Origin of the sequence: Anaerococcus sp. NML200574, assembly GCF_026131665.1 — a bacterium.
Lineage (GTDB): Bacteria > Bacillota > Clostridia > Tissierellales > Peptoniphilaceae > Anaerococcus > Anaerococcus kampingae.
The window spans coordinates 1-25,743 of record NZ_JAMXSM010000016.1 but is presented as its reverse complement, the minus strand read 5'-3'; the positions used below and the strand labels follow the sequence as shown (position 1 = coordinate 25,743).

At 28.5% G+C, this 25,743-nt stretch carries 15 protein-coding genes and 1 pseudogene; all 16 read left to right on the top strand.

Annotated elements, in window-relative coordinates:
• The first annotated feature begins 12 nt into the window (after positions 1–12).
• The 16 genes and pseudogenes from NH286_RS07270 (at position 13) to NH286_RS07195 (ending at position 25,606) form a co-directional block, all read left to right on the top strand.
• Entirely contained in the window at positions 13–270 is a 258-nt protein-coding gene (locus tag NH286_RS07270) for a hypothetical protein (RefSeq protein ID WP_001035536.1), read from the top strand.
• Complete coding sequence (locus tag NH286_RS07265; RefSeq protein WP_265237912.1) at positions 267–2,621, top strand: leucine-rich repeat protein; 2,355 nt, start codon at positions 267–269, stop codon at positions 2,619–2,621. The genes NH286_RS07270 and NH286_RS07265 overlap by 4 nt, the downstream gene beginning before the upstream one ends.
• 15 nt (positions 2,622–2,636) lie before the next feature.
• The gene (locus NH286_RS07260; protein ID WP_237037062.1) at positions 2,637–3,515 is read left to right on the top strand and encodes a CD1107 family mobile element protein; all 879 of its coding nucleotides are present in this window, start codon (positions 2,637–2,639) and stop codon (positions 3,513–3,515) included.
• A 314-nt stretch (positions 3,516–3,829) separates the two neighbouring features.
• Positions 3,830–4,423 (top strand): type IV toxin-antitoxin system AbiEi family antitoxin domain-containing protein, encoded by a 594-nt coding sequence (locus NH286_RS07255; protein WP_265237906.1) that lies wholly within the window; start codon positions 3,830–3,832, stop codon positions 4,421–4,423.
• Positions 4,416–5,255 (top strand): nucleotidyl transferase AbiEii/AbiGii toxin family protein, encoded by an 840-nt coding sequence (locus NH286_RS07250; protein WP_202229789.1) that lies wholly within the window; start codon positions 4,416–4,418, stop codon positions 5,253–5,255. The genes NH286_RS07255 and NH286_RS07250 overlap by 8 nt, the downstream gene beginning before the upstream one ends.
• A 69-nt stretch (positions 5,256–5,324) precedes the next feature.
• The gene (locus NH286_RS07245) at positions 5,325–7,031 is read left to right on the top strand and encodes a DNA topoisomerase 3 (protein WP_265237903.1); all 1,707 of its coding nucleotides are present in this window, start codon (positions 5,325–5,327) and stop codon (positions 7,029–7,031) included.
• A 261-nt stretch (positions 7,032–7,292) separates the two neighbouring features.
• A pseudogene (locus NH286_RS07240) lies at positions 7,293–7,699 on the top strand (type III toxin-antitoxin system ToxN/AbiQ family toxin); the annotation flags it as partial.
• Between the two features lie 170 nt (positions 7,700–7,869).
• Positions 7,870–11,724, top strand: a complete 3,855-nt coding sequence (locus NH286_RS07235; protein WP_414826865.1) for a condensation domain-containing protein — start codon at positions 7,870–7,872, stop codon at positions 11,722–11,724.
• Complete coding sequence (locus NH286_RS07230; protein WP_148466096.1) at positions 11,721–13,847, top strand: bifunctional Gfo/Idh/MocA family oxidoreductase/class I SAM-dependent methyltransferase; 2,127 nt, start codon at positions 11,721–11,723, stop codon at positions 13,845–13,847. Before NH286_RS07235 ends, NH286_RS07230 begins: the two co-directional genes overlap by 4 nt.
• Positions 13,831–17,784: a condensation domain-containing protein gene (locus NH286_RS07225; protein ID WP_265237895.1), complete on the top strand. Its 3,954-nt coding sequence runs from the start codon at positions 13,831–13,833 to the stop codon at positions 17,782–17,784. The genes NH286_RS07230 and NH286_RS07225 overlap by 17 nt, the downstream gene beginning before the upstream one ends.
• Before the next feature lie 687 nt (positions 17,785–18,471).
• On the top strand, positions 18,472–19,053 hold the full coding sequence (locus NH286_RS07220) for an MptD family putative ECF transporter S component (protein ID WP_002839980.1): 582 nt from the start codon (positions 18,472–18,474) through the stop codon (positions 19,051–19,053).
• Positions 19,054–19,057: 4 nt separating this feature from the next.
• Complete coding sequence (locus tag NH286_RS07215) at positions 19,058–19,771, top strand: energy-coupling factor transporter transmembrane component T (RefSeq protein ID WP_002839982.1); 714 nt, start codon at positions 19,058–19,060, stop codon at positions 19,769–19,771.
• Positions 19,768–21,231 carry an ABC transporter ATP-binding protein gene (locus NH286_RS07210; protein ID WP_002839975.1) on the top strand — a complete coding sequence of 488 codons (1,464 nt, stop codon included), beginning with the start codon at positions 19,768–19,770 and terminating at the stop codon, positions 21,229–21,231. Before NH286_RS07215 ends, NH286_RS07210 begins: the two co-directional genes overlap by 4 nt.
• Before the next feature lie 113 nt (positions 21,232–21,344).
• Positions 21,345–23,123 (top strand): ABC transporter ATP-binding protein, encoded by a 1,779-nt coding sequence (locus NH286_RS07205; RefSeq protein WP_035110444.1) that lies wholly within the window; start codon positions 21,345–21,347, stop codon positions 23,121–23,123.
• Entirely contained in the window at positions 23,116–24,861 is a 1,746-nt protein-coding gene (locus NH286_RS07200; protein WP_265237888.1) for an ABC transporter ATP-binding protein, read from the top strand. The genes NH286_RS07205 and NH286_RS07200 overlap by 8 nt, the downstream gene beginning before the upstream one ends.
• 16 nt (positions 24,862–24,877) lie before the next feature.
• Positions 24,878–25,606, top strand: a complete 729-nt coding sequence (locus NH286_RS07195) for a VOC family protein (RefSeq protein ID WP_156849662.1) — start codon at positions 24,878–24,880, stop codon at positions 25,604–25,606.
• Positions 25,607–25,743: the final 137 nt, after the last annotated feature.

Here is a 25,743-nt window from a genome sequence, read left to right as displayed (position 1 = left end):
GAGTAAAAATCTATGAATAAAAAATTAATCAGAAACATAGAAAAACAGAAGAATTTAAGAAAGAAAAAAGAAGAAATTGAAATAGAACTTCAGTTATTAGTAGAGGAACAAGAAGAAATAGAAAATTTAGAGGTCATCAAGGAATTTCGAAGTCGAAAAATATCTCTTGATGAATTTTTATTTATTGTTAGAAAAAATAAGGAAGAAGAAAATAGAGAAAGACAAGAACTTAAAAGAAAAGATACAAATGAAAGTGAGGAAAATTTATGAAAAAAATAACCAGTGGAATTTTAGCTGTGATAATGCTACTTGTAAGTTTAGTGAATATATTGGCTGTAAGTCCTGTATATGCAAGTACAGATGCTAAGGTAGAGTGGACGGAAGATGATTTTATGTATTCCTCTGAGGGAAATATAATTGCCTTTAGTGATAAGGGCTTAGAAAAGAAAGAAAAGACAAATATTCTAGTATTTCCTGAAGGAACGAAATCTATAAATGGAAATTATTCTTTAAGTCATTCAAACGATGAACTTAGATATAAAAGAGAATTTGGACGTGGAAAACATTGGGATAAAGTAATTATTCCTGATTCTGTTAAACATTTAGGTTATGCTGCCTTTTACGAAGCAAGTATAGACGAGGTAAAACTATCAAATAGTCTAACTTATCTTGGTGGTTTAGCATTTTTCAATTGTGGACTTAGAGAAGTGACTTTACCTGATACTTTGGTAAATATTGAACATAATGCTTTTGAAAGAAATAACCTCCAAGAAATAACTATACCGAAGTCTGTGAAGACAATTGAACAATATGCTTTTTCAAGAAATAAATTGCACACTATAAAAGTTTTAGGCAATCCAAATATTAACAGTAAGGGAGTATTCCATAATCAAGAAGTTGAGTATAGACCAAAACAAAATCCATTTTACGAAAATCATTTTGGCTTCAATGGAAATCAAGGATTTAAATCTATTCCTAATGGACTAAGATATGAGAATGGAGAGTTTGTCTTTGATAAGAATGTAGATAGTGTAGAAGTTGAATTTGATTATAACAATGACATGTATCAAGGAAAGATGACTATATACAATCCAAATAAATACTCCATTGATACTCAAACAGATTTAACAGGGCAAGATATTGATGAAAAGGACAATAAGATTGATGATTTAACTAAAAACATTAAAGATTTAGAAAATCAAATCAAAGACTTAAATAAAAAGAAACAAGAAGATCAATCAAAGATAGATGAGTTAAAGGAAAAGTTAGAATCTTGCAAAGATAATGGAGAGAAACTAAAACAAGAAAAGTCTAAGTTAGAAGAAGAGATTAGAGATAAAGATAATAAGATTGCTCAATTGAATAAAGAAATTGAGAATCTTAAAAACTCCAATAATGATGAACTAATAGCAGGAATTACTCAGCTTAAAGATGAACTAAAAAGATTACAAGATGAAAATGCAAAACTAAAAGAAGATTATTCATCTACAAAATGGGAGTTAGAAGCTGAGAAAGAAAAGACCGATAAAAACGAAAATAAAATCAAAGAAATGCAAGAAAAGCTTGAGTCTTTAGAAGGAGAACTTGCAAAGAAAAATAAAGAAATTGAGGATAAAGACAATAGGATTAAGGACTTAGAAAAAGTGCTTGATGAAAAAGATACTAAGATAAAAGAACTAGAGTCTAAAAAGAAAGAAATAGAAAATTCTAAGTCAGAATGTTGTAAGAAAATTGAAGAGCTTCAAAAGGCAATTGATAGTTTAAAAGAATCTTCTGAAAATACAAAAAAAGAATTAGAAGAGAAGATTAAAGGACTAGAAGAAAAACAAAAAGCTTCTGATGAAGAAATTAAAAAGCTAAAAGAAGAGTTAGATAAGAAAATTGAAGAAGCAAAGAAGTTAATCGAGGAAGTAAATAAAAAATCGAAAGAAGAACTTGAGAAACAAGCTAAAGATGAAAAAGATAAAAATCTAAACCAAGACTTATCTAAAAAATTAGATGAACTTCTAAAACTCCAAAAAGAAAACAAAGAAAAGAAAGAAGATAAGAAATCTCAAGATAAGAAGTGGGACGAACTTTTGAAAGCTGATGACAAGAACATCTTAAATCAATTTGATCTTAACAAGATGAAAAAACAAGAGGAACAACAAGGTAAAAAACAAGTTAAAGATGAAAAAGAATTTGCAGTTTTTCAAGTAGACAAAAACTTTTATAACATTATAAAAGATGGAAAGAAAACTACTGTGTATATGGATGTAAAAGCATATATTAAGGATAATCGCATTATGCTACCTGTTAGATATGCAGCTTATACTCTTGGGTTTAATGTAGAATATGATGATAGTAAGAGAGAGGCTATCTTTTCAAATAAAGAAAATACAGCCTTACCTAAAAAAACTCTAAGATTAAATATAGATACTGGTGTTATGAAAGATAGTCAAGGAAACATTTATCATTCTGACACTAAACCTGTAATTATAAATGGAAGAATTCACGCATCTATTTCCAATATAGCTAAAGCTTTTAATGCAAGCTGTGGGGATATAAGAGATGAAAAAGATCAAAGTATAGAATGGGATAATAGCAGAAAGGCAGTTTATGTCTTCAAGAATATAAAGTAAGAAAAGGAGAGAATTATGAAGAAAAAAAGATTAGGGGTAGCCTTAGTGCTACTCCTTTTACTATTCAGTATGCCAAGCATATCCATAGCTAAGAGCAATGAAAATGAAATAAAAAATCAGTCAAATGATATTTATTTGCCAGAAAAAAGTAAAGAATTAGAAAGCTTATTTGATGAAGATGTATATGAACCATCTAATGAGAGTCAAAAAATTCCTTATCAGGAAGTGCCGAAAATACAAGAAAATAACATAAAAAATGAGCAAGTAGATAAAAAAGAAAAGCCATCTAAACTTGTTAAAGGTGGCAATACTAAAGCAATTAATCCATTAGCTACAAAAGAAAATAAGGCAAGAGGAACAGTTATAGAAAATGTAGATAAAAATGGACAGGATATTACACCGAAAGTAGAAGATCAAACATCAAGAGATGAAAAAAAGGAAAATCCAATAGATGTTAGACAATTTTTAACCTTTCAAACAAAGAGTGGAAAAACTATGCACCTCATTGTAGATCATTCGGAAAATCAAGAAAATGTACAATTACTAACAGAAGTTGGAGAACAAGATCTACTAAATATGATTGAAGGAGAAAGTGAAGTAAAGCCAAAAGAAGAAGTAGTGAAAAAAGAAGAACCGGTGGAGGAAAAACCGAAGAAAGAGGAGAAAGAAGAAAAGAAATCAGGGGTAGGACTTTATTTATTTATGGGTTTAATTATTGTTGGTGTAATGGGTGCAGGATATTACTTCAAAATCTATAAAAAAAATGAAGAGGAAAGTTTTGAAGAGGAGCAAGATTATAATGAATTAGAAGATGATTATGAATCTGAAGGGGAGGATTATGATCTTGAAGATAAGGAAGATACAGAAATTATTCCAGATGAAGATGAATTTTAATCTTCTCAATGATTTAAACAGTAGATTAAGTACAACAATAAACTCAATTATCGTATAAATTTATAAACATACGATAGAAAAGTACAATTAGAATTCTGGAACTTTAATAAAAAAACGACGAACAAAACGACAGCCCAAACTTAATATAAAAGGGAAGCTAAGTATAAATGATTGATTGTATAATTAAGAATTTGATGATATGAAATTTCTTGATAATTTTTGAAATAAATTGGGATAGAAATTCAAATCCTTGTTGCAAACACACTTATAAAAATATATAATATAAGTGTAAATACAACAAGGGGATGAATATAATGAATTATAGAAAGCAAATTGAAATACATCTAAAAGAATCAGGTGGCATTATAACATCTGCTTATTGCAGAGAAAATAACATACCTACAGTATATTTAAGTAGACTAGCAAAAGAAGGAAAATTGTTTAGAGTTCAAAAAGGAATATATATTATTGAAGATGGTGATTACGATGAGTACTATTTTTTCCAATATCAGTATAAAAAGGCGATATTTTCCTATGAGACAGCTTTGTTTCTACTTGGGGTAACGGACAAAATTCCATGGAGAATAGATGTTACAGTATACAATGGATATAAATTTAATGAGAAGCAAGATACACTTAATATCAATTATGTAAAAAAATCTATTTATAATCTAGGAATTATACAGAAAAAGACAATGTTTGGAAACATTGTGAATGTTTACTCCTACGAAAGAATACTTTGTGATTTTATTTCCAACAAAGAAAAAATGGATACTGAAGTTTATGTAAAACTCATTCGTTACTATTTTAAATATAAGGATAAGGATATACATTCTCTATATGAAATAGCAAGAAAAATGGGAATAGAAGATAAAGTAAGGGAAGTTATGGAGGTGGTATATGAATAAAGCAAAGTTAACCGCCATTTGTCATAATATAAGCAAAGAATCAGGACTCCCATTTAATTCAGTAATGTTATATTATTTTTTGGAAAGCATATTAAAAAAATTAGCACAGAGTAAGTATCATGAAAAATTTATTTTTAAAGGAGGTTTTCTTTTATCTAATGTAGTAGGCATAGATTCAAGAAGTACAGTAGATATAGATCTTCTTTTAAGAAATATGCATTTATCAGAAGAAAATGTATTAAAAATAATACAAGAATTACTAGAAGCAAGTCATTCAGATGATATATCCTATAAAGTACATGGAATAAGTACAATCAAGGAAGATGACCAGTATGGAGGGTTTCGTGTAAGTATACTTTGTAGGATGGAGAATATAAGACAAATTGTACCGCTTGATATTGCAACAGGTGATGTTATCACACCACATCCCATAGATTATAAATATATAAGTGCTTTTGGGCAAGAAGATATTTTAATTAAAGCCTATCCTATTGAAACAATTGTGGCAGAAAAAATTCAAACAATATACTCTAGGGGGTTTTTAAATAGTAGAAGTAAGGATTACTATGATCTTTATATAATTTATAAATTAAAAGATAAAGAAATTGATACCAAGATATTAAAAGAAGCATGTATTAGAACTTTTGATTATAGAAAAACGGAATTTGATATAGATAAAATCATCAGTTTAATGAGAATGTTAAAAACAGATCAAGCTTTTTTAGACAGATGGAATTCTTATTCGAAGAAAAATCTTTATGCTAGAGACATAAAGTTTGAAGATGTAATAGATAATGGAATAAATATTATAGAAAAAATAAAAAATCAGTAGAGCTATAAAAAGATGAGGGATTGAAAATTTAATCTCTCATTTTTTTATTAAAAAACTAAAGGAGGAAAAATGAAATTAGTAATCGCAGAAAAACCAAGTGTTGCAGCATCAATAGCAAAAGTTATAGGAGCAAAAAATAGAAATAATGGATATTATGAGGGAAATGGATACATTGTTTCATGGTGTGTTGGGCATTTAGTACAAATGGCAAATCCTGATGTGTATGATGAAAGATATAAGAAGTGGAGAACTGAAGATTTACCTATTATCCCAAAAGAATACAAGTATGAGGTAACGAAGACAACTAAAAAACAGTTTAATATTCTTAAAAGACTAATGAATAGTAATGAAGTTGACACCATTATTAATGCTTGTGATGCTGGTAGAGAAGGAGAAGCTATCTTTAGACTTGTATATATGATGGCAAATTGTAAGAAGAAAATGAAACGTCTTTGGATTTCCTCAATGGAAGACTCTTCCATAAAAGAAGGATTTAGCAACTTAAAAGATGGAAGTAACTATGATAATCTTTTTGATTCAGCTAAGGCTCGTGCCATAGCTGATTGGCTTGTTGGAATGAACATAAGTAGACTTTACTCCTGTCTATATAATGAAAATTATAGTGTAGGCAGAGTACAAACACCAACTTTATCAATGATTGTGAATAGAGATGATGAGATAAATAGTTTTAAAAAAGAAAAATATTATACAGTGGAGATTTCTATGAATGGATTTACACTGTCGACAGATAGAATTGATGACAAGATAGTGGCAGAGCAGCTTAAAAATTTAATCGGAGAAAAAATTGAAATAACCGATGTAATTAAAAAAGAAAAGATTACAAAGCCTAATCTGCCCTTTGATCTAACAACACTTCAAAGAGAATGTAATAAGTATTTTGGATACAGTGCAAAACAAACCCTAGATTATGCCCAAAGCCTGTATGAAAAGAAGTATATTACCTATCCACGAACAGATTCAAGATATTTGACAGTAGACATGATAGAAAGCACTGTAAATAATATTATAAGGAAAAATGATTTTGACACAGAAAGAATTAAGGTAGTTTTTAATTCTGAAAAAGTTACAGATCATCATGCAATAATTCCAACGATAAGTTCATTAAATAAGGATATTTCAAATCTCCCGGAAAGTGAAGCTAAAGTATATAGACTTATAACAAATAAACTCTATGCAAGTTTTGGATATCCTCTTGTAGAAAATACAACAAAGATAGTGGCTGAATTTGACGGGTTTGAATTTATAAACACTTATAAAATAATTGCTGAAGAAGGATTTACAAAATATTTAGAAGAATATAAATCAAAGAGGAAAGAAGATATACAACTTCCTGATATAAAAATAGGAGATTTTTTATATATTGAAAATAAAGATATAAAAGAGAAATATACAAAACCACCTAAACACTTCACTGAAGACACACTATTAAAAGCTATGGAAATAGCTGGAAATGATGAATTAGTTAAGGATGTCGAAGTTGAAAGAAAAGGACTTGGTACTCCTGCTACAAGAGCGGGAATAATAGAAAATTTGATATACAAAGGTTATATAAAAAGAGAAAAGAAAAACCTAATATCAACTAGGAAGGGATTAAACCTAGTTACTATAGTTATAGATGAGTTTAAATCTCCAAAGACAACAGCAAAATGGGAAATGAGATTAAGTGATATAGCAAAGGGTAAGGAAAATAAAGAGAATTTTTTAAAAGAAATTGAAGAAGAAATAAAAAATACTATAGGTAAATATTATAAGTAAATTGATTATAAAAACTTGAATATAATTATAGGAATGAAGAAAGGAATGATTTATGAAAGAAATAGGGTATAATATAAGTGATAAAAGAGTAGGCATTAGGAAATTTGCTTATTTGACATTACTATAAATATACGTTATACTCTTATCAGATAAAGATGGTGTCCCGCTACCGTTAAAGGTGGAGCATTAAAGAAGGTGTATCACTACCTACATCCCAAAGGTAAAATATTAAAGCAAACAGAGAGGTTAAAACCTTTCTATTTTTTTATTCCAATTTCTTCTGCAAAGGAAAACGCAAAAAATGAAAGAATGTTTCTGATGAGCATTTTTTAATTTATGAAGTGATCGATGATAGTATTACTATAGATGGAGATATCTACAGATATTATTCTGATAAAGAAAAAATGCACATATTATCTATATTGGATATTAAGAAAATAATTCCTGTACCGACTGATTGTTATGAAAGAATTGATTTTAACGAACTTGAAGATATCAGATATAAAGACTTATTTCAAAAAGAATATGCTTTTTGTTTAAAAATAAAAACAAAGATCTTGATAAAGGTAGAAAAAATATACAAAAATCAAAAGAAAACAGGAATTATAAGAAGAGCAAATTGCAATTTTTCAAAGTTAGAAAAAGCAATGTTGGATTGGAAGCAATAGAATAAAGGCAGTTAAAGCGATTAGAAAAGTAAAAAATTCCAATCGTTTTTTTATTGCAATAAAAAGATAGCGTAAATGACATTTTAAAGTTATTTTTGGCTTACAGAAATTTAAAAAATAGAAAGAAATAAAGTTTAATAAATAAATATATAAAAATTTAGTTCCTTATGGTGTCAGCAATAGACTTTGACTTATCAGTATATGATATTTTTGGAATACTTGGCACAGGTGGAACTTTAATAACAACTAATGAAGATAATTATCGTAATCCTGATGAATGGATTAGAATTATTGAAAAATATAAGGTAAGTATATGGGACTCTGTACCTATACTTTTTGACATGCTCGTAACTATGGCAGAGGGTGAAAAGAAAAGCTTGCCACTTAGAATTGTTATGTTATCAGGAGATTGGATAGCAAAAGATCTACCAGGAAGATTTTACAAGTTAAGCGAAAAAGAAAATTCCATTGTTGTAGCTATGGGCGGGGCAACAGAAGCATCTATATGGTCAAATTATTTAAATGTACCAATGGAAATCCCAAAAGACTGGATATCAATTCCATATGGAAGACCACTTAAAAACCAAGTCTATAGAGTAGTAGATGAATTGGGTAGAATATGCCCTAATTATGTTAAGGGAGAACTTCTAATTGGTGGAGTTGGTGTTGCTAAATGCTACCATGGAGATGAAGACCTAACTAATAGAAAGTATTTTGAAGAAGATGGACTTAGATGGTATAAAACTGGAGATAATGGAAGATTTTGGAATGATGGTACTATTGAATTTCTCGGAAGAAAAGACACTCAAGTAAAAATTAAAGGTCATAGAATTGAACTTGGGGAGATCGAGAATGCATTAAATTTATTTGATTGTGTTAATAAATCAGTTGCTTTAGTTATTAAAGATGGGAATATAAACAAATTGATAGGTTTTGTTGAGGGCATTGCCGATGAAGAGTTTAATCAGAAATCAGTATCAATACCAGATGGGAATGAAGAAATATCACAAAAATATGCTTATGAATCTTTTATAAATGAATTGGACTCAAGTGTAGATCGAATTATTTTAAATATTATTAAGGAGTGTAAGATATTTGCAGACGGCAATTGTGTAACTTATGAGGAAATCATATCAAAAATAAATCCTGCTGATTCTTTAAAAAATGTAATAAAGTTATGGATTTCTAATTTATGTAAGAAAGAGATTATATTAAAAAGTAGTAAAGATACTTATTGTTTAAATAAATCAAACTATGATAATTTTGAAAAAATCAAGAATATAGGAATTGAAAATAACAACTCTAAATTAAATGAGATACTTCTTTTAATAAATAGCAATCTATTAGGGATAATACAAGGAAAAATAAATCCGATAGAGTTTTTCTACCATGATTATCCTATGTTATCTCCTGTTAATTTGAGCAAAATGCTACCTTGGTATAATAAAGTAATAGAATATATATTAGATTACATGCAAAAGGATATGGATTGCAATCAAAAAAATATTATTTTTGATTATGACTCAAGAGATGATTTGATATCAGAAAGAATAAGTTCGATTTCAAACAATAATATGCACGTTTATTTAGATAAATCCCTTAATAAGTTAAAACAAATATCTGGAGATTTTAGTGCCAAAAGTTTACATGAAAATGACATTGAAAGTTTTCACAGAACAGTGCAGTATGTTTTAGCATTTAATTCAATTCATAGAGATATAAATGTGAAAGAATCATTAAATGAATTAAAAAATCTTTTAGCATATGATGGGAAGATTATAATGGTTGAACCAAAAAAAAGATTAGGAATTCAAGATATAACCACAAGTATTCTTAATAATTTTGCTGGATATGATGATTCTATTATTAGTATTCATGAGTGGAATGATCTTTTTAGTGATTCAGGTCTTAAATGCATTAAACAAGGCTTTATTGGAGAAAGCATGATTTATATATTGGAGCTAAAAAAGTCGAGAGTTGACCCTGAATTTATTAAAGACGAATTAAAAAGAAAAGTACCTATTTATATGGTGCCTGATGATATAGTATTTATTGAAAACATGCCTCAAAATAAAAATGGGAAAATAGATAGAAAACAATTGGAAGAAAAGTATATATATAGAGAAATATCCAGACCGAATTTTAGTGAAAATTTACGACAAAAGGAATTAGAAGAAATCAGAAACCTATGGAATGAGGTCTTTGAAAAACGCATAACAACTGGAACAAATTTCTTTTCTAGTGGTGGTGATTCTTTAATTGCTACAAGATTAGCAACTAAAATAGAAAACAAATACGGCATCAAATTCAGCATAAAAGATGTAATGGAAAATATTACTATAGAAAGTCAGGCAAAAATAGTTAAAGATAGGCTCAAAGGACATAATTTTGTGGATAAAATTAGTGTAATAGAAGATACTCTTAATGGTGAAGAATTTGACTTAACAGAAGTTCAACAAGCCTATTATATTGGAAGAAATGAAGATATGATTTTAGGAGGTGTTTCCACTCATTGCTATTTTGAAATTGAATCTATGAATATAGATATAGATAAACTAGAACAGGCGTGGAATCATTTAATAGATATTCATCCCATGTTAAGAGCTGTTATAACTGACAATGGTAAGCAGAAAATATTATCAGATGTACCATATTATAAAATAATGACTAGTGTGGATTCGGAGGTTGCAATTCGCAACAGTATGTCGCAGCAAGTCCTTAATATAAATCAATGGCCTGTCTTTGATATAAGAATTAGTCAACATGAAAGCAAGGCGGATATGATTCATATAAGCTTTGACAATATAATTTTGGATGGATGGAGCATGTTCTATGTATTAGAACAGTGGTCTAATATATATAAATATGGAAAAGAAGATTATAAAGCTAGTAATTCAACCTTTAGAAAATATGTTGACTACTCAAATAAATTAAAAAACACACAAAAATATTCTGAGGATAAAGAATATTGGTTAAAACGCGTGGATGGATTTTTAAAAGCACCTATTATAAATAATTATCAAAATAATCCAATTACAAAAGGAACAAAATTTATTAGAAGAGAAGCATATATTGAACCTATTAAGTGGGAAGCAATAAAGGATATTGCAAGTAAAAACAACCTTACAATAACATCGTTATTAATAGGTGTATATGCTGAAGCAATAAGAGAAGTTAGCGAGAATGAAAATTTTACAATAAATGTTACGAGATTCAATAGACCACAAATAGATAAAGAGATAAATGAAATTTTGGGAGATTTTACAACTTTACTTTTACTTGAAATCGATAATGCTAAGTATAAAAAATTATTGGATAGATTTAAAGAGATACAAAAAAGATTAATAAATGATCTAAATCATGAATTATTTTCGGGAATAGAAATGCAAAAGGAGCTAAGAAAAGTTGAAACTGATAAATTAGTATTAATGCCTATAGTATTTACTAGTGGAATAGGGATAAATTCATGGGATGATGATAAAAGTTTAGGGAAAATAGTGTATGGGTTAAGCCAAACTCCACAAGTTTTTTTAGATAATCAAGCGTTGGTTTATAATGATGGATTAAAAATCTATTGGGATAGCATTGATGAAGTTTTAGGTAAGAAAAATCTTGATGTAATGTTTGAAAAGTATGTAAATATTTTAAATGAAATTGCTGATAATTCTTTTGACGAAGAAAGCACAGTGATGAGAACAAGAAAATATAATGATAAGTATTTTTCTGTTAACAACACATCTAAACAAGCTGAAGAGATAGAGAAAATAGGTAATGGTGATTTTGATATAGAGAAAGAAATGAAAGGTATTTGGGAAGAGATACTAAATACTTCTGTGGAGAATAATCACTGTAAGTTTTTTGAAGCAGGAGGAGATTCATTAAAAGCCATTCAACTTCGTAATAAAATTCAAGAAGTATTTTTAGTGGATATAGACTTGCTTGATATATTTAAGAATCCTTCCATCAAAGAATTGAGTGCAATAGTTACTAAGGGAAAAGGAAGTATTGTTGAGGGAAGCTTATGATAAAAAAGGTTATTGTATGTGGTTCTAGGTTTGGGCAATTTTATATTGAAGCACTAAAAGATATGGAAAACATTGAAGTCATTGGACTTTTAGCTAATGGTAGTAATCGTTCTGTTAAGTGTGCAGATCATTACAATTTAAAGATTTTTACTAGTGTTGAGAGTTTGCCAAAGGATATAGATGTTGCCTGTGTTGCCATAGGTTCTTCTGTATTTGGAGGTAATGGTGTAAAAATTGCCAAGGAGCTATTAAAAAAAAGAATAAATGTGTTGTTTGAGCAGCCAATTCATGTAAGGGAAATATCAGAACTCTATAATACTGCTATTTCGCATAATGTTAAAATTAAGATTGGAAATTTATATAACAATTTACCAGCTGTTAGAAATTTTTTACTAAATGTCGATAGAGCTAATATGATAAGCCATGCATCCTATTTAATGGTGGATTTAAATACACAACTATCATATCCCGTATCAGGAATCATAAAACAAATTTTAAAGGATACTACTGTAGTAAATGAGAATTACAAATATATTGAGCAAAAGTCATGTTGCAATATATTGTCGATGAATGTAAACAATGTGGAAGTTTTAGTAAAAGCCTTTAACGAAATTGGAAAGAATAATTTAGATTCAGATATGCGTATGCTTTTTTCTATGGTAGTTGGATATCCTTCGGGAAGATTAGTTTTATCAAGCCCTTTAGGACCAGTTTTTTGGGAACAATCCCCCAATGTACCCGAGATAGATCTTATTCCAAGTTTTTTAGAGGGTGATTATAGAGTGGGATGCAACAAACCTTGGATATCAGTCCTATATCAGGCTGATGAATACAATAAGAGCTATATATATAGAAATATCTGGGTTAAAGCTGTAAAAGATGATTTAAAGAAGTTTATTTTTAATGAGATAAATGAAGAACAATTAAGTGGTATAGAAATTCAACATGATTTAGAAATTGCTGTGTTATGGCAAAAACTAATGGGGAGCTTAGGATATCCTAAAACAAAATTGAATGATACCACTAAATATATTGATCCTTATATTTTTAAGCGTACTGAAATTAATTGCTATAGCGTAAAAGAATCTATTAATGAGTTAAATAAGATTAGTAGAGACACTATGTTTTATTATTTAACTAAACACATATCAGAAAATAGTATTCCTATTTCGATATTATTTAATAAAATAGGGATTAGTGAAAAGTATAAGATAATAATGGAAAGATGGATACTTCATCTGGAGTCTTTTAATTATTTAGAAAAAAAAGATGATAGCATTATTATTAAATCGAAAAGAATAGATTGGAATGTTCTAATTGGAAAATGGGATTTACTAGAAAGCAAATGGAACACAAAAGCAATGCCGATGAATGTGTTTCAATATTTTAGGGAAAATGCTAGACTATTAAATGATTTATTAAATAGTAAAGTTAATGCCAATGAAATTTTATTTTCAAAGGGTGGCGATGAAATTGCTAAAGGATTATATTCTAAAACAGCAATAGCGATATACTTGAATGAATTAATAGTTAGTAATATAAAAGAATTGTTAAACGAAAAAAATATAACAATTTTAGAACTGGGAGGAGGAACAGCATCTACTACAGAAAAAATAGTATCTAATATAGAATACGACAAATATATTTTCACGGATATATCTCCTTATTTTATAGAAAAAGCAAAAGATGCATTTAGAGAGTATAAAGGTATAGAATATGGGATTATAAATATAGATGATGATGAATCTTACAAACAAGTCGGCAGCAAAGTTGACTTAATAATAGCTGTAGGGGTATTAAATAACGCTAGAAACATTGAAAATTCATTAATGTATATTAAAAAAATACTAAAAGATGATGGTATTTTAATGATTGTAGAGGCTGTAGATGAATCGCCAGAAATTTTAATATCCCAAGTATTTATGATGACAGAAGCAGATGATATTCGTAATGAAGAAAACATTACCTTTTTGAAAATGAATCAATGGATAGAGATGTTTAAAAAACTAGGATTTGAACTCTTGACATTTGAACCAAAGAATGGAGATTGGTTAGAAGATTTTAATCAAAAGTTATTCATATTAAAAAATAATGGAGGTGAAGATCATGGGAATAGAAAGTAAGTTAATAGAACTATACAGAAATGGGCTTGAGGTATTTGCTAATAAAGAAGAATTAAATTACAGGTCTACCAGTGGAATACCTAAAAAAGAGGATATAGATTTTTTAAAAAAATATAAAAACGAAATTGTTACTATATTAAATAAAGACAGCATTAATTCTTCTTGTGTGTTAGGGGATAATGAAATTCCTCTAACAGAAATTCAAAGTGCATATTTATTAGGTAGAGAGAATCACTTTGAATTAGGTGGGGTTTCAAGTCATGTTTATATGGAAGTAAGGTTGCCATTATTAGAAAAGAGCAGAACAGAGGATGTTTGGAATAATATAATAAAAGAACATGAAGCCTTACGTTCAATATTTACATCAAATAATACACAAAAAATACTAAAAAGAGACTTGTATTACACAGTTGAATTTAATGAAGGTATAGGTATAAATGGAAAAGTAAACTCAACAAGAGAGAGATTGAAGGGGAAAAGATATAAAACTAATATATGGCCGTTATTTGATATAGTTGTAAGTCAAGTGGATAATTACAGCTTACTTCACCTTTCTTTTGATTTTTTGATTTTAGATTGGACTAGTATTTGGATTTTATTGAAAGAATTTGAAAATAATTATTTCAATAATGTAACTATTTCAAATAGTATTTACAATCTCAAAGAGATTAGAATGAGCCAACTTTCTCTAAAGAAAAGCTCAAAATACTTATCAGATAAAGAGTTTTGGGAGAGTAGAATCCCTACGCTCCCAAGTTCACCTATATTACCAATCCAAAACACTACAATTCAAGATAAATTTGAGAGAATGCAGATTAAAGCTGATACTATTAAATGGACTAAAATAAAATCGAATTTAGCGAAATTAGGTTTTACGCAAACATCTTTTTTGATAACAATAATGGCCATTATAATTAACAACTGGAGTTCTAATTCTAAATTTTCTCTTAATTTAACAACCATGAATAGACCAAAAAAATATGATGGGATAGATATTGTAAATGATTTTACAGCAACGAGTCTTTTGGAAGTTGAAGTAAACAATAAGCAACTTTTTTGTGATTTATTAGAAAAGATACAAGAACAGATTATTGATGATTTAAAGCATGAAACATTTACAGGAGTAGAAACTATTCGTGCAATTAGGAAGAATACAGCTAAGAGAAATAGTATATTTCCATTTGTTTTTACGAGTGCATTAGGTGTAAGTTCATCTGATTATAAATACATTCACTTACAAGAGGAAGGGTTAAGTGAAACTCCTCAAGTTTTTATGGATTGTCAAGTTATGGAAGTAAATCAAGAATTAATAGTTAACTTTGATTTGAGATCAGGTGTTTTTTCAAAAGAATTATCAAAAGCAATAGTAGAAAGTTATTTAGAATTATTAAATTGTTTTTCTGATTCAGCATTTTTTAATGTACCTATATCATATATTTATGAAAAAAATGGGTTAGAAAGTAATAAAGCTTTATTTAACGATGATCTATCGAAACAGAAAAATTATTATGGAGACATTGACGATTTTAATAATGTAAAATCAAAAACTCTTAGCTTTTCTGACAAACAAAAAAGTGAAGATACTTTTAGTGTTATGGAGGTTAAAAATATATTAAAAGAAAGAGATGATTTTTCTAACCAAGTGATGTTAAGAACTTTGATAAAGATTAGAGGGGGTATAGATTTTAGTAACCAAAATTTGGATTACAAATCAGAAGTTATTAATAATTATCATTGGATTATTAATAAATGGGAAGATCATCTGGAAAAATGTGGTTATTTAGAAAAAAAAGAGAATAACTATATTGTCCTTAACGAGGGAATGGAATTGCTTAAGCAAAAAATAGATATGGATCTTTTGAAATCCAGATGGACTCAAAGAATTGGAAATCCAGATGTTTTAGACTATATAGTTAAAATTTCAGAGAATATTATTGATATTCTTAATGGAAAAATAGAACCAATATCTATTCTATTTCCTCAAGGGAATTTTAGAGTTGTGGAATCCATATATGGTGATAATATTTTTTGCAAATATTATAACGAAATTATAAAGACAGCAATAGATGAAATATTGAATACAAAATCTTATGTAGACAAATGTGTTAAAATTCTTGAATTAGGAGCAGGAACAGGGAACACTACGAAAACTATATTACAAATGTTTAATGAAAAAAGACTACACTACAGATATGATTTCACAGATATAGCTCTATCTTTCTTGTCAAATGCTAAGGGTAAGTTTGATGATTATGATAATGTAGAATACAAACAAATAGATATAGACAAAAGATTTGATGATCAAAATTTAAAAGAAAATGAATATGATATTGTTCTTGCTGTTGGTGTATTAGAAAATGCAGAAAATTTAAGTTTTACAATTTCTAACATAGAAAAAGTTCTAAAAAATGATGGTTGGCTTATAATATTGGAACCAGTCATTGATGAACCTTGGATACTTATGACACAATTGTTTTTTATGAATAAAAGGAGTGAGTCAGAGTCTAAGAATCCAATTTATTTCAACAGGAAAAATTGGATTAATGTGATTAGCAATCATAACGGCAAAGAAATATCAAGCAAAATTTTTTCGTTAGGTGAAAAAAATAAATTTAATTACAATAACATTGAAATTTTTTTCGCGAAAAAAAATATTTTAGGAATGGATAAATTAACTGAAAGTAAAGGGAAAGAGGAGAACAACATCCATTGCGAAGGAGAAAACAATTCTTTGCTTAGAAGTATTTGTGGCTTGGCTAGGAACACATTAAAAAATGATGAGGTTAATATATATAGTGATTTATACGAATGTGGAGCTGACTCGCTTCTTTTGGCACAAATGGCAAATGAGATAAAAGAGCTTTTATATAATGAAGGTAATAATAAAATAGATTATGATATGATTTTCAGGCAGTTGTTGAGTAAACCTAGAATATCAGACCTATTAGAAATAATTATTGATAAACCAGAAATTAAAGAGCAAAGCAAAGATTCAAAAAAAACAGGGAATATTGGGCAAATAACAATTCTTAATGAGGGGCATGAGTTACTAAGGGTAATTTTTCATGCTGGCTTCGGAACAATGAATAGTATGAAATATGTTATTGATAATTTATTAAAAGACAATAGCTCGAGTATTGCATGCATTACTGTTAAGGATAGTAATTTATATAACAGTGTAAGTAATGAGGATCTTGTTCCAGCGATAAGTAGAGAGTATTCAGAATTAATCTTTGCTACAGGATACAAAAAAGTACAGTTGATAGGTTATTGTTCGGGAGGCTGTTTAGCTTTAGAAACAGCACATCACTTGATGAAAAAACATATTGCAATAGATGATTTAGTGTTATTAGACAGTTACCCATCTCCTAAAAAGAGAATAGATGAAAAAATTATAGAGCTTATGTTCTTGCCAAATTATAACATAACCCCACACATGGTAATTAAAGACATTGATGATAATGAACTAAACAGTGTGGTGTCAGAAATATATAAAACAATAAAGACTAATAAGGAAATTTCTTTATTAGAATATTTGGGAGAAAAACCAAAACATATAAAATTATTTAATTCATTAAGAGAATTATTTTCTTTAGATTTGGAAGAAAGGATGAAGCTATATGCTAAAACTATTTGGGATGTGACTAATGAAGAAATAGGTTATGAGTTTTTGAAAACGACTTATCAAACTTATATATCAACATTTAACAGCTCAAATTATGAGCCATTTCCTTACATTGGGAGAGTAAGATATTTATCAGCGAAGGAAAACTTTGATTTAGTACAAATGGAGAAACAAAATGTTATAAACTATTGGAAAAAGTTTTGCTTAGGTCAATTTAGTATACATGAGATTCCAGGGGATCATGTTTCTTGTGTTGAAAATAAGGATAATGCAAAATATGTGTCTAATCTCATTATTAATAATCAGATCTAGTATTATAATAAGATACTTATAAAAAACAAACAATTGAAAATGTTTTTATAGACCATAAAAATATTGAAGCAGATGACGTGAACAAGTTAAGTTTATTACAGATAGAGATTCAACTGAAGTAAAATACTGAGATATCATTATATTGAAGTTAATATATAAAAGATATCAAATGTTTAAAATGTTATCGTAAATCTGGGAAATATCATGTCCTATAATGATAAGTATGAGTAAATTATGTTTCATTAAAAAAACGAGTATATAAATTGGAAAAGGTCAAAATTTTTTAGTTACTAGAAATTATTACACGAATAACTTCTCTTAATATGTTTATTTTCTGTTTTAACTACACATAGTTCTAGATTGAAGTAATTTAATTGGTGAAGTTGGTAGATATCTCAAGATAATGAGGTGGGAGATTTAAATTGAGAAAAAAGAGTTGATCTAAACAAAAATAAATAAGTTTTTAAATAACTGTGTATTGAAATAAATTTATAAATTTATTTCAGTCAGAAATTGATGTTATAGTTCTATATATAAAAAAATCAAAAGATTCTGGCTGTTTTAGAGAATAATTGAGTTTATCGTCATAAATATTGATGTATTTGTTTCGATGTGGATTAATAAAAGAGAATGTAAAGATTTAAAAATCAGGTTAAATTGATTTAATGTGAAAGGATTGAAGAAAAAATGAATAAAAAATTACAAGTTAAAGATTTAATGACAGTTGGAATATTTACTGCTTTATATTTAGTAGTAATATTTGCGTCTATGATGTTGGGATATTTACCAATCATGATTCCTTTCTTAGGAGGGGTAATGGCTATATTTGGCGCAATACCATGTATCTTATATATTTCAAAAGTAGATAAATTTGGAATGGTATCATTAATGGGAGTTTTATCAGGATTAGTATTTTTCCTTATGGGGAGTGGGGTAATTGTACTTTTATTTGGGATTGTTTTTGGTCTATTGGCTGATTTAGTTATGAAATCAGGAGGATATAAAGATTTAAAAAGATCAATATTGGGCTATGCAATTTTTTCCTTATGGAGTGTAGGGTTTAGCTTAAGAATGTATATAGATAGAACAAATTTTTTTGCTTCTCAATTAGAAACTTATGGAAAAGATTATGTAGATACTTTAATGTCTCTAACCCCAACATGGACATTACCAGTTATAATTATTATTACTTTCATTTCAGGACTCATCGGAGCAAAATTAGGTGTGCGCATATTTAAGAAACATTTTATGAGAATTGGAATAAAATAAAATTATGAATATCAATCAAAAAAAATTATTCCAATTAGATCCAAGGACAAAAATTTTATTGGTGCTTACTATTAGTACCATTTTAGTTAGTGGAGGGACTCAGGGCAATATGTTCTATGTGAGAATATTTTTGTCACTGACCCCCATAGTCTTGCTATTTATTGATGGTAAGGTAACACTTTTTGTAAAGTTACTTTTTTTATATGGTTTGCTATTTTTTATAGATGGTAATTTAAGTAATAATATTAAAGGAACATTGAATTTCATATTAGGTGCTATGGTAGGAATATTTACGCATATGTTACCAGGTTTTATAATGGCATATTATTTATTTGTTACAACAAAGGTCAGTGAATTTATTTTAGCCATGGAAAAATTAAAAATTCCTAAAACGCTAATTGTACCATTTTCTGTATTATTGCGTATGTTCCCAACAATGAAAGAAGAATATTCTTATATCCAAGATGCGATGATTATGAGAGCTATTTCATGGAAAAATGGTCCTGCAAAAATGTTTGAGTATAGAATTATTCCATTTATAGTATCAACAATTACAATAGGTGATGAGTTAATAGCAGCTTCATTGACTCGTGGAATTGATAATCCAATAAAAAGAACTAATTATTTTGATATAAAGATTAAGTTTTTAGATGTCGTCTTTATAACTTCCTGTATATTATGTTGGGCTATTTATTTCTTTGATAAGGTGAATCTATGATTAAGTTAGATGATGTAAGTTTCAAATACCAAAATGATAAAGTAGATGCTATTAAAAATATTAATTTAGATTTTGAAAAAGGAAAAGTTTACCTTTTGTGCGGAAAAAGTGGTTGCGGGAAAACTTCAATTATAAGAACTATAAATCGCTTAATTCCTATTTTTTATAAAGGCGATCTTCATGGGGAATGTAAAATATATGGCGAAAATATTGAGAATATTCCTATGTATGAATTATCAAAAAAAGTAGGTACTGTATTTCAAAATCCCAGAAGCCAGTTTTACAATATAGATACAACTAGTGAATTAGTATTTAACTTAGAAAATCAAGGAGTTGATAAAAAAACAATATGTAAAAATTTAGAAAATGTAATTGACAAATTCAAAATAGACCACCTATTAGATAAAGATATATTTAATTTATCAGGAGGAGAAAAACAGTTAATAGCATGTGCTTCACTAGCAGTAAGCAATCCAGATATTATTGTAATGGATGAGCCTTCGTCTAATCTAGATAAATGTGCTATAAAAAAACTAAGTGAAGTTATCAAATATTGGAAAAAACAAAATAAAACAATAATTATAGCTGAGCATAGAATTTATTATTTGATGGATTTGATAGATGAAGTGATTTTTTTAGAAAATGGAGAGGTTAAGAAAACTTATTCATCTATTTCCTTTAAAAATATTAATGAACCTGATTATGAGACATTAGGATTAAGAACAAGAAACATTATAATGTGCAAAGGAAATAAAAATAAAACTAGAGTTGGTAAAAATTTTATTAGCATCGAAAACTTTTTCTTTTCTTACAATAAGGATAAACAAATTCTAAATATAAAAAATTGTTTAATTCCCAAAAATCATACAATTGCAATAATTGGCAATAATGGCACAGGGAAAACCACTTTTTCAAGGTGTCTATGCGGTTTAGAAAGAAAGTTTAATGGAAAAACTGTGATTGATGGGAAAACACATACAAATAAAGAAATGCTTAAAAAGTCATTTTTAGTAATGCAAGACGTTAATCATCAACTATTTACGGAAAGCGTAAATGAGGAGATACGAATTTCAACTGATAAAATTGATGATAGTAAGATAAATGAAATATTGGATAAATTTAATTTAAAGAGTAAATTTGATTCCCATCCTATGACTTTATCAGGAGGAGAAAAACAAAGACTTGCTATAATTACAGCATTAGTCTCTAAAAGGGAAATTTTAATCTTTGATGAGCCTACTTCAGGACTTGATAGGGACAATATGCTTGAGTTTTCAAATTTTGTAAAGGAACTTTCAGACGATGTAACTAAAATTATTGTAACTCATGATTATGAGCTGATTTTAGAAACTTGTGATTATGTTATACATCTGGAAGATGGAGAAATTAAGGATTCTTATTTTTTAAACAATAAGGGAAATGAAAAATTAAAGGATTATTTTTGTGATAATCAAATATAAAAGGCTATAAAAGTATAATTTAATATTATTTATAATATATTAAAATATATTAAAAATAAAGTAGGACCAGTGACATGGTGAAACAATATAGAAGTATTAATAAATAGAATAGGATGGTGGTTTTGTTGAATAATAATTGGATAAAAACAATTTTTGAATTTGCATCGAATTGCAAAGATAAGTTAATTTTGTCAGTAATTATGGCAATTATTGGTGTGCTTTCTAGTATCATACCTTATTGGGCGGTATATAGGCTAATTGTAGCATTTATGGAGCAGAAGGCAAATATAGAATGTGTCGTATATTATGGAGCTATTGCAATCATATCCTATGCAGTAAGGTATATTTGCCATGGAATATCAACATCATTATCACATATATCTGCTTATACAATTTTAAGAAGTATTCGAGAAAGATTAGGTGAAAAATTACTTAATATTTCTATGGGAAATGCGTCAAAAAAGACAATAGGGGAGTATAAGTCGATTATTGTAGATAGGGTTGAAACAATTGAACTGCCTCTCGCCCATATCATACCAGAATGTATATCTGCTTTATTTTTATCAGTGGCTATTGCAATCTTCATGTTATTCATAAGCTGGGAAATGACACTGGCGATGCTTCTTACGGTTCCTTTGGCTCTAATTGCATATAAAAAACTCATGGGAAACTTTAATGAACTTTATGAGGCTCAGATGAAGTCAAATAAATACATGAATTCTACGATTGTAGAATACATTAGTGGTATTGAAGTAATAAAAACCTTTAATCAGGATAGCCAATCCTACCAGAAATATAAGGACGCTGTAAATGGATATAAGGAGCATACTTTAAATTGGTTTAAATCAACATGGAATATTATGAATTTTGCAAGCTCTGTGTTACCATCAACATTTCTAGGGACCTTACCAGTAGGAATGATTTTATATTTAAAAGGATCTTTAACTCCAGCTGACTTTTGCATATGCTTAATGCTTTCCCTAGGGATAGTTAGTCCTCTTACACAGTTTACAAACTATGTAAATCTGTTAAAAAGTATAGAATATGCAATAAAGGATATAAATGAAATTTTACAAATACCCAACCTTATTTCCACTGATAGAGAAGTTGATGTAGATACAATGAACATAAAATTTAAAGATGTATCTTTTTCTTATGATGATGAAAATACAGTCTTAGATAACATAAACTTAGATATAGCTGCAAATTCTTTTACAGCCATTGTTGGACCATCTGGATCAGGAAAATCCACTATTGTTAAACTTATTTTAAGATATTGGGATATAGATAAAGGCGAAATAACAATAGGTGGGAAAAATATCAAAAATATACCTTTGAAACAGCTTAATGATTTGCTTGGCTATGTATCTCAAGATAACTTCTTATTTAACGAAAGCATCATGGAAAACATACGAATGGGAAATTCTAATGCAAGTGATGAAGAAGTAATAGAGGTGTCAAAAATCTGCGCTTGTCATGATTTTATTATGGAACTTGAAGATGGATACAATTCAAATGTAGGAAGCCTTGGAAGTAAACTATCGGGAGGACAAAGGCAAAGACTTTCTATAGCTCGAATGATGTTAAAGGATTCACCTATAATCCTACTTGATGAAGCTACAGCATTTATAGATCCAGACAATGAAGAAAAAATACAAGAAGCAATTAAACTTTTAACAAAAAACAAAACATTGATAGTAGTAGCTCATCGATTGTCTACTGTAAAAGATGCAAATAAAATAGTTTTGTTAAACAACAAGAAAATATTAGACGTAGGAAGTCATGACGAACTTCTTAAACGATCTATCCTATATAAAGATATGTGGTTATCCCATATAGGGGCAAAAACAAAGTCTACTGTTTTTAATACAGGAGGAGAGAGCTATGTTTAAAACTACAGGTAGAATTTTAAAATGGGCCAAAAAATATAAAAAAAGAATGAGAAAAGGTTTTGTCTATTCATTTTTAAACTCTGTTTTTATTTCTATGCCTATTATGTTATCGGTATACGTATTCAACCTCATTCTTAAGAACTATTTTGATAAAGGTAATTATGGAAAGAAAGAAATACTTATAGTCACAATATCAATGATTATATTTGTTCTGGGAAGATATGCCACTTCCTACCTTAAGGCTGTAAATCAAGAAAGTATAGGCTATGAAGTAACCGCTGACCAAAGAATTCAAATCGGTGATATACTAAAAAGAGTAGCACTTGGATTTTTTCAAGAAAACAACCCAGGAGAACTTACTAGTGCTGTGACTACGGATTTATCTTTTTTTGAAAATTATGCCATGAAAATGATAGATATTGTGATTAATGGCTATATAATGGCAGCTGTCATGATACTTAGTATCTCCTTTTTGTCTTGGAAATTAGCGATAATAGCTGTTTCGGGGGTATTGACTTCATATATATTCCTAGTACTGCTTGGCAGTTTTTCTGAAAAAAACTCTATTCCTTACCATAAGGCTCAAAATAATTTGGTGGAAGCCACAATGGAGCTTGTAATGGGACTTCCAACAATTAGGGCTTTTAATAAAGATGATGCTAGTCTTAAGAATTTTAATGAGGCTATTTTAAGTAGCAAACAGACTAATATTAAAATTGAAAGTCAGTACACACCCTTCAACTGCTTACATCTATTTTCGTTGAAACTAGCATCAATTTTAATTGTTATATTTGCTGGAATTATGACTATAAAGGCTCAAATAGAAATGCCTATTATGATTGCTGTGTTTATATTTTCCTTTATTATGTTTGCTTCTGTAGAAAATGTAAACTCGGCAACCCATGTGTTAGAGATTTTGGATAAAACATTGGATAATTTGGACAAAATGGAGAGTGTAGACTTTTTAGATGAAAAAGGAAAAGATTTGCCCTTAAAAAATCATAATATTATCTTTGATAGAGTAAGTTTTTCATACGATAAGACACCTATTATAAAAGATGTTTCCTTTGAAATTCCAGAAAAAACAATAACAGCTATAGTCGGCCCATCAGGTTCAGGTAAAACGACAATATGTAATCTTATTTCACGTTTTTATGATGTAAAGGAAGGTAGTATAAAAATTGGAGATGTAGATATAAGGGACTTAACCTTATCCAGTCTACTTTCTAATATAAGCACAGTATTTCAAAAAGTATATCTATTTAATGATACAATCGAAAATAATATAAAATTTGGAAAGCCTACTGCTAGCGAAGAAGAAGTAATTAATGCAGCAAAAAAAGCTCAGTGCCATGACTTTATTATGAAATTACCAAATGGCTATAAGACAATTGTTGGTGAAGGTGGTGAAGCCTTATCAGGAGGAGAAAAACAGAGAATATCTATAGCTAGGGCTATGCTAAAAGATGCTCCTATAATCATATTAGATGAAGCGACATCTAGCATAGATCCAGAAAATGAATATTTAATACAAAGAGCCATATCTAATTTAAGTAAAGGAAAAACTGTAATTATTATTGCCCATAGAATTGTAACAATAGAGGAAGCAGACCAAATACTTGTATTAGATAATGGGGAAATTGTTCAAAGAGGAAAACACAGAGATTTAATAAAAGAAGAAGGACTATATAGAAGTTTTATGAGAATCAGGGGTAAAGTAGAAAATTGGAAAATATAATAAGGAGATAAAATAAATGCTAAAATTGAGTCACATATCATGTAGGGTTGATAATTTACAAGAGGCTTCAAAAAAAATCACTGAAATGGGCTTTAAAATTGAGTGGGGCTCTAAAAATATTAATAAAGCAAATAACTTTTTTATTTGGTTAGATGATGGACCCTTTTTAGAAATATTTACCATTAAGAAAAAATATTTACCAGGGGGATTAGGTTTATTATTTTTATATGGTAGATACCCAGCAAAAAAATGGTGGTATTGGTATAAGGCGAAAAACTCATGGTGCGATTTTGCATTGGAAGATTTCGATTTGAAGAATACATCAATTGAACATAGAAATGGGAAAACACTTGTTAATATTGAAAAAACAAAGCAAGAACTTATGAGCAAAGGGTTTAAAGTTTCTAAAAAGACAATGCATTGGAGTAGAAAGAACTATAAAGAGCAAAAAGCGTATTTTAGTTTTTTTGTATTTCAAAATATTAGATTACCTTTTGTTGTTTCTAGATATGAGCCAAATCAAAAACCATTATGTGTGAATCATATAAATGGATCATATAGATTAGGGTATGTACGTATAGATGCATCATATAAGGACTATCAAGAAATGAATACGATTACGAAAAATGATAATAGGATTATAATTGAGAAAGGAGATAAAACATGTATAAAGGAGATAGGGATAATTGGATTGAATAAAGAATTAAGGTTTTGTGATATGGTGTTTAAACCAGTGGTCAAATAAACAAATAATTGGGTCTGTAAATAATTTTGTGTATCAACCTAAATCCTGACATTAGGGTAAGGGTTGATACATTTTTTATGTATCAATGTTTGTCCATTCCTATAGGAATGGAGCTTTTCTTAATTTTACACAACTTT

Bases quoted from the DNA above. Each gene is read 5' to 3' on its own strand.
- NH286_RS07270 (WP_001035536.1), top strand. From the start codon at position 13: ATGAATAAAAAATTAATCAGAAACATAGAAAAACAGAAGAATTTAAGA.
- NH286_RS07265 (WP_265237912.1), top strand. From the start codon at position 267: ATGAAAAAAATAACCAGTGGAATTTTAGCTGTGATAATGCTACTTGTA.
- NH286_RS07260 (WP_237037062.1), top strand. From the start codon at position 2,637: ATGAAGAAAAAAAGATTAGGGGTAGCCTTAGTGCTACTCCTTTTACTA.
- NH286_RS07255 (WP_265237906.1), top strand. From the start codon at position 3,830: ATGAATTATAGAAAGCAAATTGAAATACATCTAAAAGAATCAGGTGGC.
- NH286_RS07250 (WP_202229789.1), top strand. From the start codon at position 4,416: ATGAATAAAGCAAAGTTAACCGCCATTTGTCATAATATAAGCAAAGAA.
- NH286_RS07245 (WP_265237903.1), top strand. From the start codon at position 5,325: ATGAAATTAGTAATCGCAGAAAAACCAAGTGTTGCAGCATCAATAGCA.
- NH286_RS07230 (WP_148466096.1), top strand. From the start codon at position 11,721: ATGATAAAAAAGGTTATTGTATGTGGTTCTAGGTTTGGGCAATTTTAT.
- NH286_RS07225 (WP_265237895.1), top strand. From the start codon at position 13,831: ATGGGAATAGAAAGTAAGTTAATAGAACTATACAGAAATGGGCTTGAG.
- NH286_RS07220 (WP_002839980.1), top strand. From the start codon at position 18,472: ATGAATAAAAAATTACAAGTTAAAGATTTAATGACAGTTGGAATATTT.
- NH286_RS07215 (WP_002839982.1), top strand. From the start codon at position 19,058: ATGAATATCAATCAAAAAAAATTATTCCAATTAGATCCAAGGACAAAA.
- NH286_RS07210 (WP_002839975.1), top strand. From the start codon at position 19,768: ATGATTAAGTTAGATGATGTAAGTTTCAAATACCAAAATGATAAAGTA.
- NH286_RS07205 (WP_035110444.1), top strand. From the start codon at position 21,345: ATGGTGGTTTTGTTGAATAATAATTGGATAAAAACAATTTTTGAATTT.
- NH286_RS07200 (WP_265237888.1), top strand. From the start codon at position 23,116: ATGTTTAAAACTACAGGTAGAATTTTAAAATGGGCCAAAAAATATAAA.
- NH286_RS07195 (WP_156849662.1), top strand. From the start codon at position 24,878: ATGCTAAAATTGAGTCACATATCATGTAGGGTTGATAATTTACAAGAG.